The sequence below is a fragment of the Aneurinibacillus sp. XH2 genome (assembly GCF_001439585.2).
Classification (GTDB): Bacteria; Bacillota; Bacilli; order Aneurinibacillales; family Aneurinibacillaceae; genus Aneurinibacillus; species Aneurinibacillus thermoaerophilus.
The window spans coordinates 1,481,979-1,498,371 of the sequence record NZ_CP014140.1 but is presented as its reverse complement, the minus strand read 5'-3'; the positions used below and the strand labels follow the sequence as shown (position 1 = coordinate 1,498,371).

Sequence of the window (16,393 nt, the reverse complement as noted above, 5' to 3'; positions counted from 1 at the left end):
TCCTTAAATTTTTCCTTTTACTCTGTAGACGTAAGCCAAAATCTCAGCTACCGCCTGAAACAATTCTTCAGGAATTTGCTGGTTGATTTCTACTTGCGCGTACAATGCGCGCGCAAGCGGCTTGTTTTCTATTGTCACAACTTCGTGCCGTTCAGCAATCTCTTTTATTCGCAACGCAACAAAATCCTGTCCTTTCGCCACCACAGTCGGCGCCTGCATTGTGGTTCCATCATACTTAAGCGCCACTGCAAAGTGCGTCGGGTTCGTGATTACGACGTCAGCGTTTGGCACCTCCTGCATCATGCGCCGCATAGCCATTTCACGTTGCTTCTGTTTAATCTTTCCTTTAATTTGCGGGTCGCCTTCTATCATTTTGTGCTCATCTTTAATATCCTGCTTGGACATGCGAAGCTGCTTTTCGTATTGGAATTTTTGATACATATAATCAAGGATGGATAAAACAACGAGCAACCCGGCGACCATAAATCCCATCTGCAGTGTAAGCTTTCCTACAACGGTCAGCATGTCCCCTACGGATTTAGTCGCCAGCGTCAATAATTCCTCTTTGCCAGCCCACAGTACCAGCCATACTGCTATTCCAACAAACACGACCTTTAGAATGGATTTGATTAAATTAACCAGAGCCTGCAACGAAAAAATTCTTTTTGCTCCTTTAATCGGGTCAAGCTTATCCAGCTTCAGTTGCAAAGGCTTTGTGGTAAACAATAAACCAAACTGAAGATAATTCGCAAAAAAAGCAATGGCCATGGAAATCAAAAAAATCGGCCAGACCATCAGCGCAGCTTGGTATACCATCTCCGTCATTAATTTTTCCGTTGTTTCTTCAGTAAGTTCAAATAACAAATACCTATTAAAAAAAGCTTGAAAAAATTGATAGATTCTATCTCCCATGCTCTTGCCCATAAAGAGTAAAAACAAAAACAAACTGAACAGAACAAGGGCGGCAGGCACTTCCTGACTTTTGGCAACCTGTCCTTCTTCTCTCGCTTTCTTCCGTCTATGCGGCGTTGCTTTCTCGGTTTTTTCCCCTGAAAAAAACTGCAAGTCTACCTGAAAGCGAATCGTGTTCATGGAACTGCCCCCATTATTTCGATCATGCGTGCCATTGCGGAAAACAATACTTCCAGAAGGCGGGTCATAACAAAAAAGTAACCCGGAAAAACAACAACCAGAATCAGAAAGCCTGCGAGAATTTTGACCGGCATCCCCACTACAAAAATATTCATTTGCGGCACCGTTTTCGCCATGATGCCAAGCGCAAGATCAATGACAAACAAAGAGCTTACCAACGGTGCGGCCAGCAACATTCCCGACATGAACATATATGAAAACTTCTCGATCAAAAACGTGGACAATGTCCCATCACTCATCCCGCTAAACCAACGATCCAGCGGCACAACTTGATAGCTTGACAGTACACCTTGAATTAATAAATGGTGACCATTTGCCGATAAAATAAATAACATCGTAAGAATGTACTTAAAGTTTCCCATCAATGGTGCTTGTGTTCCCGTTAGCGGATCAACGACCGACGCCATTGCCAATCCCAGCATCATATCAATAATGGAACCCGCTACCTGGACGGCAGCCAGAAACAAGGCTGCAAGAAATCCAAGCAATAGGCCGGTTAGCACTTCTTTTATAACAAGATATACATAAGTCCAGTCAACCGGAATCACATGATTCGCTTTCACAAGCGGAAAAGCGATAAAAGCAATAAAAAAAGAAAGACCAATTTTGAATACGGCCGGAATGCTTCTTGTCGAAAAAATAGGTGCTGTTACAAAGAAAGCAGTAAGCCGAACGAATACAAGCAAAAACGCAGGCAACAACTCTAGCAATTGCATACTTTCGTTATCCTATAAATTTGTAGAGGTTCGATAGTATATTTGAGGTGAATTCCAGAATATGACTCAGTATCCACGGTCCAAAAATAACGAGTGCAATGAGTGTAGCGACAATTTTCGGGGCGAATGCCAGCGTCGCTTCCTGAATGGATGTTGTAGCCTGGAATATGCTAATAATGAGCCCGGCAATCAGCGCCACACCTACAAGAGGCGCACTTGTTAGCAGAACCGTAAATACAGCTTTTTGCGCAAGTGAAATAATAAACTCCTGTGACATATCCTATCCCTTCACCTCATTGAAAACTTAGTAACAGCGATTTTACGACAAGGTACCAACCGTCGACCAAAATAAACAATAGAATTTTAAAAGGAAGTGAAATCATAACTGGTGGAAGCATCATCATTCCCATGGCCATCAATACGCTCGCTACAACCATGTCGATCACGAGAAATGGGATGAATATCATAAATCCCATTTGCATCGCGGTTTTCAATTCGCTAATCGCATAGGCCGGCACCAGAGCAGTTAAAGGAATGTCTTTTACCGTTTTTGGCTTTGGGGACTTCACATAATCAAGAAAAAGCTTTAAATCTTTTTCTCTTGTATGTTTCACCATAAAATTTTTAAAGGGAAGTACCGCCCGTTCAATCGCCTGCTCCTGAGTAATTTGCTTTTTGAAATATGGTTGCAACGCCTGGCTATTCACCTGGGAAAACGTCGGCGCCATAATAAAAAACGTTAAAAACAGAGCAAGCCCAATTAATACTTGTGTCGGTGGCGCCTGCTGCGTGGACAGCGCCGTTCTAGTAAAGGAAAGCACGATCACGATTCTCGTAAAGCAAGTCATCATGACAAGAATAGAAGGAGCGATCGACAGAACAGTAAATAATAAGAGAATTTGCAATGTCAGCGATACATCTTCCGGTTTGTCAGATGCTCCTATCTTAATATCCAGCCCGGGAATCGATACCTGAGCGGCGGCGCTATGTTCGGGAAGAAAAAATATAAAGAGCGTAGCCAGACTCACAAATATACCCATTCTTTTCATTTCTCTTCTCCCTTTTCCTTCTCCCCATTATTGAACAATTCTTTTTCCATAGATTCCCGCCGCTGTCTTGCCTCTTTTACCTTCATTTGAAACATACTTTCAAAGGCTTCTCCTGTGCCAGCCTTCTTTCTGAACCATCGATTCACCAGCTCTCCCATAAATACAGGGTTCGATGCCGATGCTCCCCGCACTTCCAGAAGATCAAGAAGTTCATTCACTTCATCAGGGTCATCGATATAGCGCAGCAAATGAACGTTTTCTCCCACGCCTACGATATAAAGCGTCGTCCCTATTTGCACAATTTGCAGCGACTTCTGCGACCCAAGCGAACAGCCGCCCAGCATGCGAATTCCCGTTCTTCCAAACAAAGCGTTTGAACGCTTGCTAACAAAGCGAAGCAAAAAATAAATAACCGCAATGATTAACGCCAGTGCAATGATCGTTTGCAGCAACAAAGCAAACATCGAAGTCGACTCCTGCGCCGTCGTCCCCATTTCATCCAGTTTCATTGGTCGTATCCTTTCCCTTTAGAAACACTTCTTCAACATCATCTATGATCCCAACGTTTTCTTAATTGCCTCAATGACGCGATCCGCCTGAAACGGCTTTACGATAAAGTCTTTGGCCCCAGATTGAATCGCGTCAATAACCATAGCCTGCTGCCCCATTGCTGAACACATAATCACTTTAGCATCCGGATTGATTTTCTTAATTTCTTTAAGCGCTGTAATTCCATCCATCTCCGGCATGGTAATATCCATCGTTACGAGATCAGGAGATAATTCTTTGTACTTTTCAACGGCCTGTGCACCATCGCTTGCTTCCCCCACCACGTCGTACCCGTTCTTCGTCAAAATCTCCTTGATCATCATGCGCATAAAAGCTGCGTCATCCACAATGAGTATACGATTGCTCATAATGTAATTTCCTCCTTAAAATATAGATTTTTATTGCAAGTTTTGAATACGATCCCACTGGCTGATAATATCGGTCACGCGCACACCAAAATTCTCATCAATTACAACAACTTCGCCCTTAGCGATCAGCTTGTTATTTACAAGAATGTCCACCGGTTCTCCGGCAAGCTTATCTAATTCAATAATCGAACCAGGCGACAAATCTAAAATCTCCCTAATCTGTTTTTTCGTTCTTCCTAACTCCACTGTAACTTTAAGCGGAACATCCATAAGTATTCCTAGATTTTGTGGATTTCCCTGCTGGGAGAATCCTGTGTCAAACGAAGCAAACTGTACCGGTTGCACATTCGCCGGCGGCGTCTGCTTTCCTCCATAAGCCGGCTGTTGTGGCGGCTGTTGATACCCAGGTTGCTGCGGATAAGGCATTCCTCCCGGACGGCTTTGCGCTGAAGCAGGGGGCTGTGGTGGATAAGGGGTATTCATTCCATAACCTCCTGAAGCTTGAGCGGTCGTTTCGGCGTATGCCGACGCCGGCGAAGAAGTCGGCTGCTGGCTTTCTGGCGCCGATTCCGATGCCGCTGTCGTTGTTTCGTTCCCCATATTGCCCAGCAACGTCGAGACAAGAGAACGGGCAAACGGAACAGGAATCAACTGCATAATATTCGAATCAATTAATTGCCCGACTTTTAGCCGAAAAGAAACTTTTATGAGAATATCATCATCAGGAACATTTTCCACTCCCTTGCCGCGCGGCAAATCCATCATATCAATGCCCGGCGGGGAGATGTTTACAAGCTTATTAAAAACCGTCGACATGGACGTAGCAGCTGAACCCATCATCTGGTTCATCGCTTCTTGTACAGCGCTCAAATGAATGTCCGACAATTCCTCTGGCGGGGAACTTCCATCTCCGCCCATCATCAAATCAGCGATCACTTTCGCGTCTTCCGTACGGATCACAAGCAAGTTAATCCCTTGAAACCCTTCTGTATATTCAACATGTACAGCCACATAAGGTCGCGGAAACTCCGTCTGAATTTCATCGCGCCGGATAATGTCGACTCTTGGGGTCGTAATGTCTGTCACCTGCCCGAGCAAATTGGACAGGGCGGTGGCGGCGCTACCAAACGTGATATTTCCTATCTCACCGAGAGCGTCCTGTTCTAACGGTGTCAAAACTTCATTAATATCCAACGCATCGCTCTCGTTGTCATCATCCATTTCATCTTCTAAATGATTCTGCCGCAGCAAGGCGTCAATCTCCTCCTGAGATAACATTTCCCTACTCATCGTCTTCCACCTCTTCCTCCAACACGTTTTCAATCATTACCGCCACGCGGCCTCTCGATGTTCCCGGTCGCGCGAGATATTTTACCTTCTGCCCGATCCGAACTCTAATTTTATCTTCCGTACGTTGTTCCAACTGAATGACATCCCCAATTGCTAAATTCAAAAATTCACCCACGGAAATGACGGAAGTTCCAAGTTCTGCGATAAGAGGAAGTTTCGCTTTCCGCACTCTTTCTTCAAGAACTTGTTTTTCGACTTCATTGCGCGCTTTTTTCTGCGTGGACAGCCAGTAATGGGCCGAAAGCTTGACCATCAACGGTTCAAGCACGACATGCGGCAAACAAAGGTTAATCATCCCCGTCGTTTCCCCAATCTTCGTGCTAAAAGAAATGACGGCCACCGTTTCGTTTGGAGAAACAATTTGCATGAACTGCGGATTCATTTCAAGAAACTCCAATTCCGGTTCAAGTTCAATCACATCTTTCCATGCTTCCGCAAAATTACATAGCGCCCGACTAAACATCCGCTCCATAATAATGGTCTCGATTTCGGTCAGCGCGCCGAGCTTATTAGGAGCCGCTCCCTGACCGCCCAGCAGGCGTTCCAGCATAGCATAGGCGATATTCGGATTTACTTCCATGACCATTCGTCCCTCTAACGGTTCAGCTTCAAAGATATTCAGAATCGTCATTTTCGGAATGGAACGAATGAATTCTTCATAAGGAAGCTGGTCAACAGACGCAACACTTATTTGGACAAATGTTCGCAGCTGTGCCGAAAAATAAGTGGTAAGCAGTCTGGCATAGTTTTCATGAATGCGTGTCAACGTGCGGATCTGATCTTTTGAAAAGCGAAGCGCACGTTTAAAATCATACGATTTTATTTTTCGCTCCGCTTCTTCTTTTTTTAGATCTTCCGCGTTCATTTCTCCGGAAGAAATCGCTGCGAGCAAAGCATCTATCTCTGCCTGGGACAATACCTCTGTCATAAGTGTCACCCCCTTCTCCTCATCTGGTAGGCACGAAACGAATAGTATAAATCATCGTTATATACATTTTATACATCAACAATTCGATGAGTGGTTATTACATTGACTACTTTTCCTTCCTCCAAAAGCTGATTCAGTTCTTTCTTAATAGCCTCTTCCACTTTCTTCATTCCGGCCGGCCCCTGAATTTCTTCCGGCTTCATGGAGGAAAGGGTTTTTAAAATGATATGTATTACCTGCGGCTTACGAAGCTCCAGTTCATGCTTCGTTTTTTCATTTTGCGCCTGGATGGCAAATTTCGCGAGAATTAAGTCACCTGTGAGCAGGTTCGTACGGATTTCTTCCGTTTCCAGCGTGGCTTTCTCGAATTCCTCAGCGCTAACTTTTGCTTCAACCTGCTGAATCTGCATAGCCGATTCAGGTTTTTTGTAAGTCTGCCACAGGATAAAGCTGACGACAACGATAAGTGTGATCGACATCAAAATAATTAGCGTTATACTCAGCAGTCTGCTGTTAGCCATTCTCCATCCCCCCTTTTTCGATTTCTGTATGCTGTATGATGCTTGCTTTTATGGCATTGATGTCTCTGTAAAATTCTTTAAGAGTGTGAATGACCTCAGGAATCGACTCTCTAATCACGAACTTTTTGCCATTGATAAGCGTGATCATTGTGTCCGGCGTCGCTTCCAAACTTTCAATAAGCAAAGCATTGAGCACATACTCTTTTCCGTTTAACCGGGTCAAACGAATCATATCGCTCCCTCCACATAAAACAGGGGAGGAGCGGCCCTCCCCTGCTGCATCATCGTCGTTTTATCGTTTTAAATTTACGAGTTCTTCCAAGATCGAATCTGACGTAGTAATGATTCGGGAGTTCGACTGGAAGCCACGCTGTGCCACGATCATCTCGGTGAATTCCTCGGCCAAGTCAACGTTGGACATTTCAAGTTGGCCAGCAATTAAAACTCCACGCCCTGATGTTCCCGGCAAACCTACCAAATCAGTAAAATTCTTTTTGGTATCTGCTGCCGGCGCCCACTTATACATTGAATTCCCGATTTTTTCAAGGCCGCTAGGGTTTGTGATATAAGCAATTCCTATTTTTTTATCATCAGAACTCGAATTCGTTATAGTGGTTCCGTCTGATTTTTGAATAGAAACCGTTATCGTACCATCCTGACCAATCGAATAAGATTTGATATTGTCGGTACCTGCCGTTCCTCCACCTATATCATAAAGATTAATCTTGCTTCCACTCTTACTTAAAACGTACTGTCCGTTTGTTGTAACTAAATCACCTTTTGCATCAACGATAAAGTTTCCGGCACGCGTAAAATTGAAATCATTCGTTCCTGTTCCTACCACAAAAAAGCCGTTTCCTTGAATAGCAATATCCGAAGGCAATCCTGTGGTCATAGGTGCACCTTGCGTATGAAGTACATCGATTGAAGATATGGTAGCGCCCAGCCCGATTTGTTTTGGATTTACCCCTCCTACAGGCGGTGTTCCAGAAGGATTAGGTGCTGTTCCACCTGCTAACGTTTGGCTCAAAATATCCTGAAACATTACACGGCTCTTTTTAAAACCTACAGTGTTTACATTGGAAACATTATTTCCGATAACATCCAGCTTATTTTGGAAATTGCGCATCCCGCTAATACCCGAATACATGGAACGTAACATGTCTTTTACCTCCTTTATTTCGTGCGCCGCGTCAATCGTTCGGCGGCGCAGGGCTTCCCACTAAAGGTCCGGCCCTTTATCATTTTTATAAAATAATTGCGCTGTCAATGTTGGTAAACACGCTTTCCTGCATCGAGTCCCCGTCAACCGCCGTGATTACTTTTTTGTGTGGAACACTTACAATGTATGCCACATTGTTCATCAGTACGAGCGACTCTTTTGCCCCTTTGTTCTGCGCCTTTTCTACCGCGCCTGCCAGTCTGGCGATTTCTTCGCCGCTCAGCGTAATTCCGCGCTCCTCCAGTCGCTTGCGCGCATGATTCGAAAAATCGATCTCGGCTGTTGCTTCCGTCAGCTTCTGCTGCATAACCGCATCAAACGAAGTCCCGGTGTTCGACTGTTTCGGTTTTGCAACAGCATGCGTAAACGGCTGCGGATAAAAGATGTGCCCGGCTTTAATCCTGTTCATCGTCCTGCACCTTCATTCGTTTGCCGCTGTTCTCCGCTGCCATTTCCTTCTGTCTCTTTGGTCCGGCTTTCATTTTGGCCACCTGAACCCTCAGACAAACGTTGCGACTCCTGTTCTGCGGCCGGGGCGGCTTGCATCTCCACCGTTTCTACCACACCAACATCAATTTTTGAGCCGTCCGCCAATACGAGCTGCACTTTGCCATCCTTGAAACTAATCGCCTTGACAGTGCCTTCTTTCGGCGTTTCTTTTATTACTTCATTGCCATTTTCGTCCGATTCCTTTACGTGTTCTGTCCACGTGACTTTCTTGCCAATCATACTGGACAAACCATTCAAACTTTGCACTTCCATGAACCTTGTAAACATATCGTTCAGATTGACCATCTGTTCCAGCATACTGAATTGGGCCATCTGTGCGATAAACTCTCTGTCCTGCAACGGTTGGGTCGGGTCCTGATGCGTCAACTGGGTAACCAGCAAACGCAGGAAATCTTCTTTTCCCAGCGATGATTGTTCCTCGAATGTTTTTGGTTTCGCTCCATATGAAGTACGGTAATGAGTGGCATCGATAACCGTCATCTTTTTCCCTCCCTTCTTGTGCGTTTCACTACGCTTCAGTCAACATCTCCGCTCGTTCTTCTAGCAGTTCTTCTAAGTTAAAAACAGCTTCGTCCGACGTTTCTTCCTTTGGCTGCTCATGTTCCTGGCGCCCGGAACCCCCTTCTTTTTCCTGATCTAACGTACGGTTATCTGATTCGCTTGATGTGACCGAAACATGATTGACCTCTATTTTTTCCACCTGAAGCCCCTGCTGAATGAGCGCCTGTCGCAACTGGTGCAGCTGCTGTTCAATCGCTTCTTTGCCGGCGGAAGTAGCAGCCGTAAATTGTGCGGTAATTGCGCCATTTAATGCCGTAATCTTCACGTCAACTCGGCCCAAATTTTCAGGGAAGAGACGAAGCGTCGTTTCCATCGCGCCCGTACCCTGGTTCAACCGCATATGCTTCACGATATACACTTCCATCTCATTCGCGAAAAATCTTGCAGGAACAAGTGGCACATGCGCATTTCGGTTGCTAAAAACAACGCTTGCTTCTGCTTTTCCTGCTGCAGCTGTTCCCTGCATTTGGTGGTGCATAGCTTTCGTAAGCGTGCCTTCTTCCAGCGCAAATCCAGACTCCCGTTTACCGGAACCAGCCTCCGATTGTATTCCCGTACCTGGCACGTTTTGCTCACTATTGCTTCCAGCATTCAACATGCCCGCCACTTTCTGCTCACTACTGCTTCCAGCATTCAACATGCTCGCCACTTTTTGCCCGCTATCGCTTCCAGCATTCAACGCCCCTATTCCATTCATGTTTCCAGAACGTACCGTCGCAACTTCACCGCTTTGTTCTTTCAGAAACAAAAGCGCTGCTTTTAGTCTGGTTATCAGTTCTGGCGGTAAAACATTCCCTTTTGTCTCTCCTATTCCATCAAGTACATTCTGTGTTTTTTGTACCATCAAAGAAAGCTCCTGAACCTTCTCTCTGCTTCCGAATGGAATGAGATTAGGAAATTGTTTCCAGGCTGCTTCAGCTTGCGCGACACCAAGCAGATCGCTTCGGCGCTGCGTTTGTCCGGTTATCTGCTGCAATTGCTGCAATAATACATAAAGCTGCTGCAACGCCGCGAATATTTCCTGTGTTGCTTCACTGCTGTCCGTTTCTTTTGTCTTTTGAACCTGCTCTTCAATAACGGTTACCAGCTTTTCAATTTGCGCAACTACTTCCGACACCGCATTTTGCTTTTCTTCTGCACCATCTGATAAAGGTTGCAAAAAGAGCGCGCTTAACGCTGTTTGCATTTCGCTCGCAAATAAACCGGAAACACTGCCCATATTGTTTGTTTTAGCAGCGCTCGGCACGTTTTTAGTAAAAAAGCTAATTCTATTTATTAGAATATCATCCATTTATTTCATTCACCCCCTTTCTAGCAAAAATACATGTATTCAGATGTATTTCTTCTTTACTATCAATATGTCAACAGCTTTTGACTAATTTTTGCGGCCACGGCTGCACCGTTCGGATTCTCTGCCAGCTTTGATAAAATTTGGCCGCGCTGCTCGGCATTCATCTGGCTCAAAACGAGCACCGCTCTTTTTTCATCCGCTTTAAACAGCTTTTCTACTAAATCAGCTGCGCTTGCCGGTTGCATGCTTGAAATAGAAGAAGCCAATTCACGCACAGAAGCGTTATATTTAAGTTCCAAAAGCTGCTGTTGTATGGCACTCGGTTCAGCCAAGTCCTCAGGTGATGCTTCTTTTAGCAACAATGATAAGTCGGCTGCTTTTTTCGGATCCATCTTCGCCATAATGGCTGAACGTTCTTCCGCCTTCATGGTCAAAAGAAGTTGGGCCGCCTCCTCCGGCGCCATTTTTTCTAGTATCGGCGCTGCTTTTCCCGCAGACATTGACGTATAAATCTTGGCGAGATTCTTTATTTTCTTTTGCTCTTCTTCAGTCGCTTTTTTTTCTGCCGCTTTCGTCGCCTCTTGGTGCTTCTGCGCTTGCTGCAGCACCTGGTCCATTTTTTGCTTCTCTAATTCAGCTTTTCTTTTTAAGTCTGCAATTTCTCTTTCTTTCGCCTCAAGTTTAATTTCCAGTTCGCTAATTTTGCTATCTTTTTCATCCGCTTTATTCCCGTCTTCTGCTGGGGCAGATGAATCAACGGCAGCATCAGGGATCACTTTTTCCAGAACGGGAACTTTGTTCAACTCTTTCGCCAGTATGCCCATAACGTTATAACCAAACATCTGGGCAATCACAGCCGAAAGCACAAGAGTAAATAATAGCGGAATAAAAATAATGTAAAAAAACCATTCCAGTTTGCTATATTTCCGTTCTTCTGCCATTTCTTCCATAAAAACACCCCTAGCGCGGATTCACTTTTTGCCTATAATAACGAGCGACCGCCATTTCATCTAACTCTTTTTGCTCCGCCTGCCGCGTCTCCGCTTTATATCTTTCGAAAACATGATCTTTCAGTTTTTCCCATACTTTATGCTCTATCGCCCGCTCAGACAGAATAAACTGTTTTGCTTCCACTTCTTTTTCCGCCTGTGCCTTTGACTCATTTGCCTGTATAATGAGACGCTGCAAGTGCCCAATATACTCATAATTTATTTTCAATTCCGCAAGAGATATGTTTTTGCCCTGCTGCATTATACGTCGTTCCATCTCCTGTTTGTTTTTTTCAAGAGAAACAAGGCGCTGCTGCTCTTTTTGTAACAGTTGCACAGATTTACTGTAATCCATCTGCGCTTGTTCCTTCTCCTTTTCTTTCATATTCAGGATTTTTTGAAATGTATAAGTAAACGCCATGATAACCACCCGCTTACTTTGGAATAAAGTCAGTCATCAGCTGACGAATCGCTTCCTCCAAATTCGAATGTTCTTCTATACCTTGTCCGGTATACCGCATAATTGCGTCTTTATAACGGATGGCCTGATCAATGTCCCTGTTCGCACCGCTTTTGTATGCGCCAATATTAATTAAATCTTCGGCGTCTCGATATACTGCCAATAAGCGTTTCAATTCATTGGCTGCAGCGTAGTGTTCAGGCGTGACAATTTCTTTCATCACCCGGCTTACGCTCGCCAACACATCAATCGCAGGATAATGACCAGTATGAGCAATACGGCGGCTTAAAACGATATGACCATCGAGAATCCCCCGCGTAGAATCGGCAATCGGATCATTCATGTCGTCGCCCTCTACAAGTACGGTATAAAAGGCCGTAATCGAACCTTTATCTGATGTGCCTGCCCGCTCTAACAAGCGCGGCAACAAAGCAAAAACCGACGGCGTATATCCCTTTGTTGTCGGAGGTTCTCCAATCGCCAGTCCTACTTCGCGTTGCGCCATCGCGAACCGCGTCACCGAATCCATCATCATCATGACATTTAATCCCTGATCCCGAAAATATTCGGCAATTGCTGTCGTCAGCAAAGCCCCTTTAATGCGGATAAGCGCTGGTTGGTCGGATGTGGCGACCACGACGACTGAACGTTTTAATCCCTCTTTTCCCAAATCGCGTTCAATAAAATCCGCCACCTCACGTCCCCGCTCACCGATCAATCCAATTACGCTTACATCCGCTTCCGTATTTCTCGCAATCATGCTAAGAAGCGTACTTTTTCCAACGCCGCTCCCCGCGAAAATACCAATACGTTGCCCTTTACCAACTGTCAGTAAGCCATCAATAGCTCGTACCCCTACCGAAAGGGGTTCGCAAATCCGTGGGCGCGAAAGCGGATTGGGCGGCTGATTGTCAACCGGGTATTCGACCATCGCATTGGACAGTTGTCCTCCATTCATTAACTTGCCTGTCCCATCCAGCACTTGCCCGAGCAATTCCATACCTACTCGAACCGTTAACGGCTTTCCGGTAGCCACAACATCGCATCCAGGGCCAATCGCCCCTAATTCTCCCAATGGCATGAGCAATACTTTATTATCTTTAAATCCGACAACCTCAGCAGGAACAGGGGCCGGAGAAGATTCAGGATAAATATTGCATATTTCCCCTATTTTTACATTTGGCCCCATAGACTCTACCGTCAAACCGATCACTTGTGAAACTTTTCCGTTAACACGAATCGGATTTACTCTCTGTAACACATCCAAATACTTGTTAAGCTGCAGCATGATTACGACTCGCTTTCATTTCCGATCGTTTCTAGGAGCGCTTTTTTTATTTCTTCTAATTGCGTGTCCACCCGCGCATCCACACTTCCCATTGTAGTCCGAATCACTGCTCCACCGTCGGAGATTGACCCATCAGGCACGATGGTTACTTCTACTTGGCTGTCCAAAACCTCAAGCAGCTTTGCACGATTTTCCTGAACGTACGGGTAAACATCCGGGCTTACCGCCACAACCATTGATTTGTACTCTTTGGTATGGGATAGTGCCTTGTGAATAAGAGCGAGTACATTATCCTTATCCATCTCAAGATGCTCCCCGATCACTTTCCGGGCAATGGCCAGCGTCAAATTAAGCACAAAAGGTTCAGCTTCCGCTATCATTTTTCGCTTAACAGCAGGCGCCTCTTCAAGAATTGCGGCTGCTCGCCGAAGCATTTCCGCATATTCCTCGTAAATAAGGCGACGGCCTTCTTCTTTGCCTAGCTCAATTCCCTGTGCAAAACCTTCTTGCTGAATATGTGTGCGAATTTCTTCATCTTCCTGCCGTTTGGCGGCCCACCATGCATCAATGTCTCGCCGGGCTTCCTCTATGAGCTCCTTTGCCTGTTGCTTCGCTTCTTTAATGATGCAAGTTGCCTTTGCTTCCGCTTCTCTTACGATTTCGTCCCCCTGCGGGGTTGAATATTCTTGAATTGTAACGGCTGAATCATGGTGCGGTTTGTTTTCTTTCCGGTACGGCAACTCAATTACTTTCTTATTTTCGGCAGTAAGGTAGAAAGAAGATTTTATTACTCTAGACAATAATCTCATCTCCTCCGCCGCGGGCGATGATAATTTCGCCGGCTTCTTCTAAGCGACGAATGATTGCCACAATACGCGTCTGCGCTTCCTCCACATCACGCAAGCGAACAGGCCCCATATATTCCATCTCTTCTTTGAACGTATCCGCCATTCGCTTGGACATATTGCGAAATACGACGTTCCGCACTTCCTCATTTGCAACTTTAAGCGCAAGCATAAGATCGGAATTATCCACATCATGAATGACGCGCTGAATGGAACGGTCATCAAGCGAAACAATATCTTCGAATACGAACATTCTCTTTTTGATTTCTTCTGCAAGCTCCGGGTCTTGAATTTCCAATGCATCCAAAATGATGCGTTCCGTACTGCGATCCACATTGTTCAGCATATTGACCACAGATTCAATACCTCCTGCCTGCGTATAGTCCTGCACAACCGTAGAGGACAACTTCTGCTCCAGCACGCTTTCTACCTGACTAATCACTTCGGGAGATGTACTTTCCATAAGCGCAATCCGCCGCGCCACTTCCGCTTGCATCTCCTGCGACAACGCGGAAAGAATAGCAGCAGACTGTTCAGGTTCAAGATAGGAAAGAATAAGCGCAATGGTTTGCGGATGTTCATTTTGAATAAAATTCAAAATTTGCGCAGGGTCGGCTTTACGCGCAAAATCAAAGGGACGAATTTGCAAATGCGCTGTCAACCGTTGAATAATATCGTGCGCTTTTTGCTGACCTAACGCTTTTTCCAGAATTTCTTTCGCGTAACTAATACCACCCTGAGAGATGTATTCTTGAGCTACACAAATCTGATGAAATTCTGTTAACACCGATTCTTTCTCCGAGCTGTCCACTTTTCGCACGTTTGCAATTTCAAGAGTTAATTGTTCAATCTCCTCTTCACGCAAATGTTTAAAAACCTGAGCGGAAACTTCAGGCCCAAGCGATATCAAAAGGATAGCCGCTTTCTGTCTCCCGCTCCATTCTCTCGGCGCACGTGCCATTTACATCCCTCACTCCTATTCCTCTACTAACCAAGTGCGCAACAAATTAACAAACTCTTCCGGCTTCTCTTTGGCAAGCTTTTCAAGCTGCTTGCGCACAATCACGTCCTCCCCATCTTCGGCCTGCTGCAGATCCGGAATTTCAAACGATCGTTGCTCTAATTCCTCTGCTTCCACTGCAGCCGCGTTTCTTCGTCTGCGCATGACTATGAATACCACGACAGCTCCTATTACCAAAAGCCCAATGCCGCTTGCAAGCAAAATGGTGAGCCAATTATTTTTCTCTGACGCCACTTCCGGCTTACCGTTAAACGCCTGGGCAAACACTTTCACCCGTTGATCAATCTGCTCCTGCGTAAGCTGAGTGCCCTGAGACGATAGAGAAGCACGTACGACATTCCCAATAATTTGTTGAATTTCCTCCTGCACCTGCGGCGTTAAACTCGCCGGGTCGTTTGGATTTGGGGGCTCTACTCCGACACTAATGGAAATGTCTTCAATTTTATACGGCTGACCAACAATATTTTGCTTAATCCGGTTGACTTCCCGGTTTACACGTTCTTCCATCTTTTCATATTCGCTGCCTTCTCCACCTGTGGCTCCTGCATAACCCGGAATCTGTGTCTCTCCGGTTCCGGCGGTACCTCCGGCCGGGACACCTTTACCCGAGTACGTTTCCTGGATTTTTTCTGCACTAATAATAATTCCTTCATTGTTTTCCTTGTCCACAGGCTCCACCAATTGTTCTTCGCGCTGTATCTTATCAAAATTCAACTTTACATATGTATATACAAATACTTTATCGCGCCCAAGAATGGTGCCTAACATATTTTGTAAGTTTTTCTGGATATCATTTTCAATATCCTTTTTGATTTTGCGCTGTTGCTCATACTGGGTAAGAGCAAACGCATCGCCTTCATCTTCCATCATCTCTAGCATTTCGCTATACTGGTTCATAATGACGATATTTTCTTTTGGTAGATTCGGCACGCTTTTAGAAACAAGATTATACAACGCGTTAATCTGCGGCTGCGTAAGCGATTTGCCCGGTTCTACCTGAACCACGATAGAAGCGGTCGCTTTAGCCCCGTCTTCGCGGACAAACACCGTTTCTTCCGGCATCGTCAAAATGACTTTGGCATCGCTCACACCGTCGACCGTTTTCAACAAATCCGCAAGCTGGTTTTGCATCGCGTCGCGCTCTACAACATCGAATTGGCGATCGGTCATTCCCATGCCAATATTCTGGCTAAAAATATCAAGCCGGACTCCTTCGCCTTTCGGAACCCCTTTGGCCGTCAAATCAGCCGCCAGATTGTATTTGTCTTTTTCAGGGACAAGCACACGATTGCCTTCAATTTTATATTTACCGCTGTATCCCATCGCATCCAGTTCCGTCTTGATCTGCGCCACGTCCACTTCCGTCAAGTTTCCGCCGAACAGCGGCACATAATTCGGTCTGGAGGCTATATAAATTGCTAACGTTGCCGATATAATAAGAAAAGCGGTAATTGCGCCTAGCATTATTTTTTGTTTCTTTGAAAGGCGGCCTGAAAACTCTATGATTTTCTCCCGCCATTGCTGCAATTTCTCGTTCATCCTCCACCCCGCCAATTACCTTCATAAATTACTA

General features: G+C 45.3%; 20 protein-coding genes. All 20 read right to left on the bottom strand.

Translation table 11 applies throughout. The features are described 5' to 3' along the window. Nucleotides 1-3 precede the first annotated feature (3 nt). Entirely contained in the window at nt 4-1,092 is a 1,089-nt protein-coding gene (flhB, locus tag ACH33_RS07335; protein WP_057898421.1) for a flagellar biosynthesis protein FlhB, read from the bottom strand. Next, complete coding sequence (gene fliR / locus ACH33_RS07330; RefSeq protein ID WP_057898420.1) at nt 1,089-1,868, bottom strand: flagellar biosynthetic protein FliR; 780 nt, start codon at nt 1,866-1,868, stop codon at nt 1,089-1,091. The genes flhB and fliR overlap by 4 nt, the downstream gene beginning before the upstream one ends. A 7-nt stretch (nt 1,869-1,875) precedes the next feature. Next, nucleotides 1,876-2,145, bottom strand: a complete 270-nt coding sequence (gene fliQ / locus ACH33_RS07325; RefSeq protein ID WP_057898419.1) for a flagellar biosynthesis protein FliQ — start codon at nt 2,143-2,145, stop codon at nt 1,876-1,878. A gap of 16 nt (nt 2,146-2,161) precedes the next feature. Further along, the gene (fliP, locus tag ACH33_RS07320) at nt 2,162-2,908 is read right to left on the bottom strand and encodes a flagellar type III secretion system pore protein FliP (protein ID WP_082706168.1); all 747 of its coding nucleotides are present in this window, start codon (nt 2,906-2,908) and stop codon (nt 2,162-2,164) included. Between the two features lie 5 nt (nt 2,909-2,913). Continuing rightward, nucleotides 2,914-3,426, bottom strand: coding sequence for a flagellar biosynthetic protein FliO (locus ACH33_RS07315; protein WP_057898418.1), 513 nt, complete (start codon nt 3,424-3,426; stop codon nt 2,914-2,916). Between the two features lie 42 nt (nt 3,427-3,468). Beyond that, complete coding sequence (locus ACH33_RS07310) at nt 3,469-3,834, bottom strand: response regulator (protein WP_057898417.1); 366 nt, start codon at nt 3,832-3,834, stop codon at nt 3,469-3,471. A gap of 30 nt (nt 3,835-3,864) precedes the next feature. Continuing rightward, nucleotides 3,865-5,124: a flagellar motor switch phosphatase FliY gene (fliY, locus tag ACH33_RS07305; protein ID WP_057898416.1), complete on the bottom strand. Its 1,260-nt coding sequence runs from the start codon at nt 5,122-5,124 to the stop codon at nt 3,865-3,867. Further along, nucleotides 5,117-6,112, bottom strand: coding sequence for a flagellar motor switch protein FliM (gene fliM / locus ACH33_RS07300; protein WP_057898415.1), 996 nt, complete (start codon nt 6,110-6,112; stop codon nt 5,117-5,119). Before fliM ends, fliY begins: the two co-directional genes overlap by 8 nt. Nucleotides 6,113-6,180: 68 nt before the next feature. Next, the gene (locus tag ACH33_RS07295) at nt 6,181-6,633 is read right to left on the bottom strand and encodes a flagellar basal body-associated FliL family protein (RefSeq protein WP_057898414.1); all 453 of its coding nucleotides are present in this window, start codon (nt 6,631-6,633) and stop codon (nt 6,181-6,183) included. After that, the gene (locus ACH33_RS07290; RefSeq protein WP_057898413.1) at nt 6,626-6,865 is read right to left on the bottom strand and encodes a flagellar FlbD family protein; all 240 of its coding nucleotides are present in this window, start codon (nt 6,863-6,865) and stop codon (nt 6,626-6,628) included. The genes ACH33_RS07295 and ACH33_RS07290 overlap by 8 nt, the downstream gene beginning before the upstream one ends. 60 nt (nt 6,866-6,925) lie before the next feature. Beyond that, complete coding sequence (locus ACH33_RS07285) at nt 6,926-7,795, bottom strand: flagellar hook-basal body complex protein (RefSeq protein WP_057898412.1); 870 nt, start codon at nt 7,793-7,795, stop codon at nt 6,926-6,928. An 85-nt stretch (nt 7,796-7,880) separates the two neighbouring features. Further along, nucleotides 7,881-8,264 carry a TIGR02530 family flagellar biosynthesis protein gene (locus tag ACH33_RS07280; RefSeq protein ID WP_057898411.1) on the bottom strand — a complete coding sequence of 128 codons (384 nt, stop codon included), beginning with the start codon at nt 8,262-8,264 and terminating at the stop codon, nt 7,881-7,883. Then, nucleotides 8,261-8,845: a flagellar hook assembly protein FlgD gene (flgD, locus tag ACH33_RS07275; protein ID WP_057898410.1), complete on the bottom strand. Its 585-nt coding sequence runs from the start codon at nt 8,843-8,845 to the stop codon at nt 8,261-8,263. The genes ACH33_RS07280 and flgD overlap by 4 nt, the downstream gene beginning before the upstream one ends. A 28-nt stretch (nt 8,846-8,873) precedes the next feature. Continuing rightward, nucleotides 8,874-10,217, bottom strand: coding sequence for a flagellar hook-length control protein FliK (locus ACH33_RS07270; RefSeq protein WP_057898409.1), 1,344 nt, complete (start codon nt 10,215-10,217; stop codon nt 8,874-8,876). Between the two features lie 62 nt (nt 10,218-10,279). After that, nucleotides 10,280-11,167: a MotE family protein gene (locus ACH33_RS07265; protein WP_057898408.1), complete on the bottom strand. Its 888-nt coding sequence runs from the start codon at nt 11,165-11,167 to the stop codon at nt 10,280-10,282. Between the two features lie 10 nt (nt 11,168-11,177). Next, a complete protein-coding gene (gene fliJ / locus ACH33_RS07260; protein ID WP_057898407.1) occupies nt 11,178-11,627 on the bottom strand; it encodes a flagellar export protein FliJ in 450 nt (149 codons plus the stop codon). A gap of 13 nt (nt 11,628-11,640) precedes the next feature. After that, nucleotides 11,641-12,954: a flagellar protein export ATPase FliI gene (fliI, locus tag ACH33_RS07255; RefSeq protein ID WP_057898406.1), complete on the bottom strand. Its 1,314-nt coding sequence runs from the start codon at nt 12,952-12,954 to the stop codon at nt 11,641-11,643. 2 nt (nt 12,955-12,956) lie between these two features. After that, nucleotides 12,957-13,754: a FliH/SctL family protein gene (locus tag ACH33_RS07250; protein WP_057898405.1), complete on the bottom strand. Its 798-nt coding sequence runs from the start codon at nt 13,752-13,754 to the stop codon at nt 12,957-12,959. Further along, a complete protein-coding gene (fliG, locus tag ACH33_RS07245; protein WP_057898404.1) occupies nt 13,747-14,760 on the bottom strand; it encodes a flagellar motor switch protein FliG in 1,014 nt (337 codons plus the stop codon). The genes ACH33_RS07250 and fliG overlap by 8 nt, the downstream gene beginning before the upstream one ends. 15 nt (nt 14,761-14,775) lie before the next feature. Continuing rightward, nucleotides 14,776-16,359, bottom strand: a complete 1,584-nt coding sequence (fliF, locus tag ACH33_RS07240) for a flagellar basal-body MS-ring/collar protein FliF (protein ID WP_057898403.1) — start codon at nt 16,357-16,359, stop codon at nt 14,776-14,778. Nucleotides 16,360-16,393 lie beyond the last annotated feature (34 nt).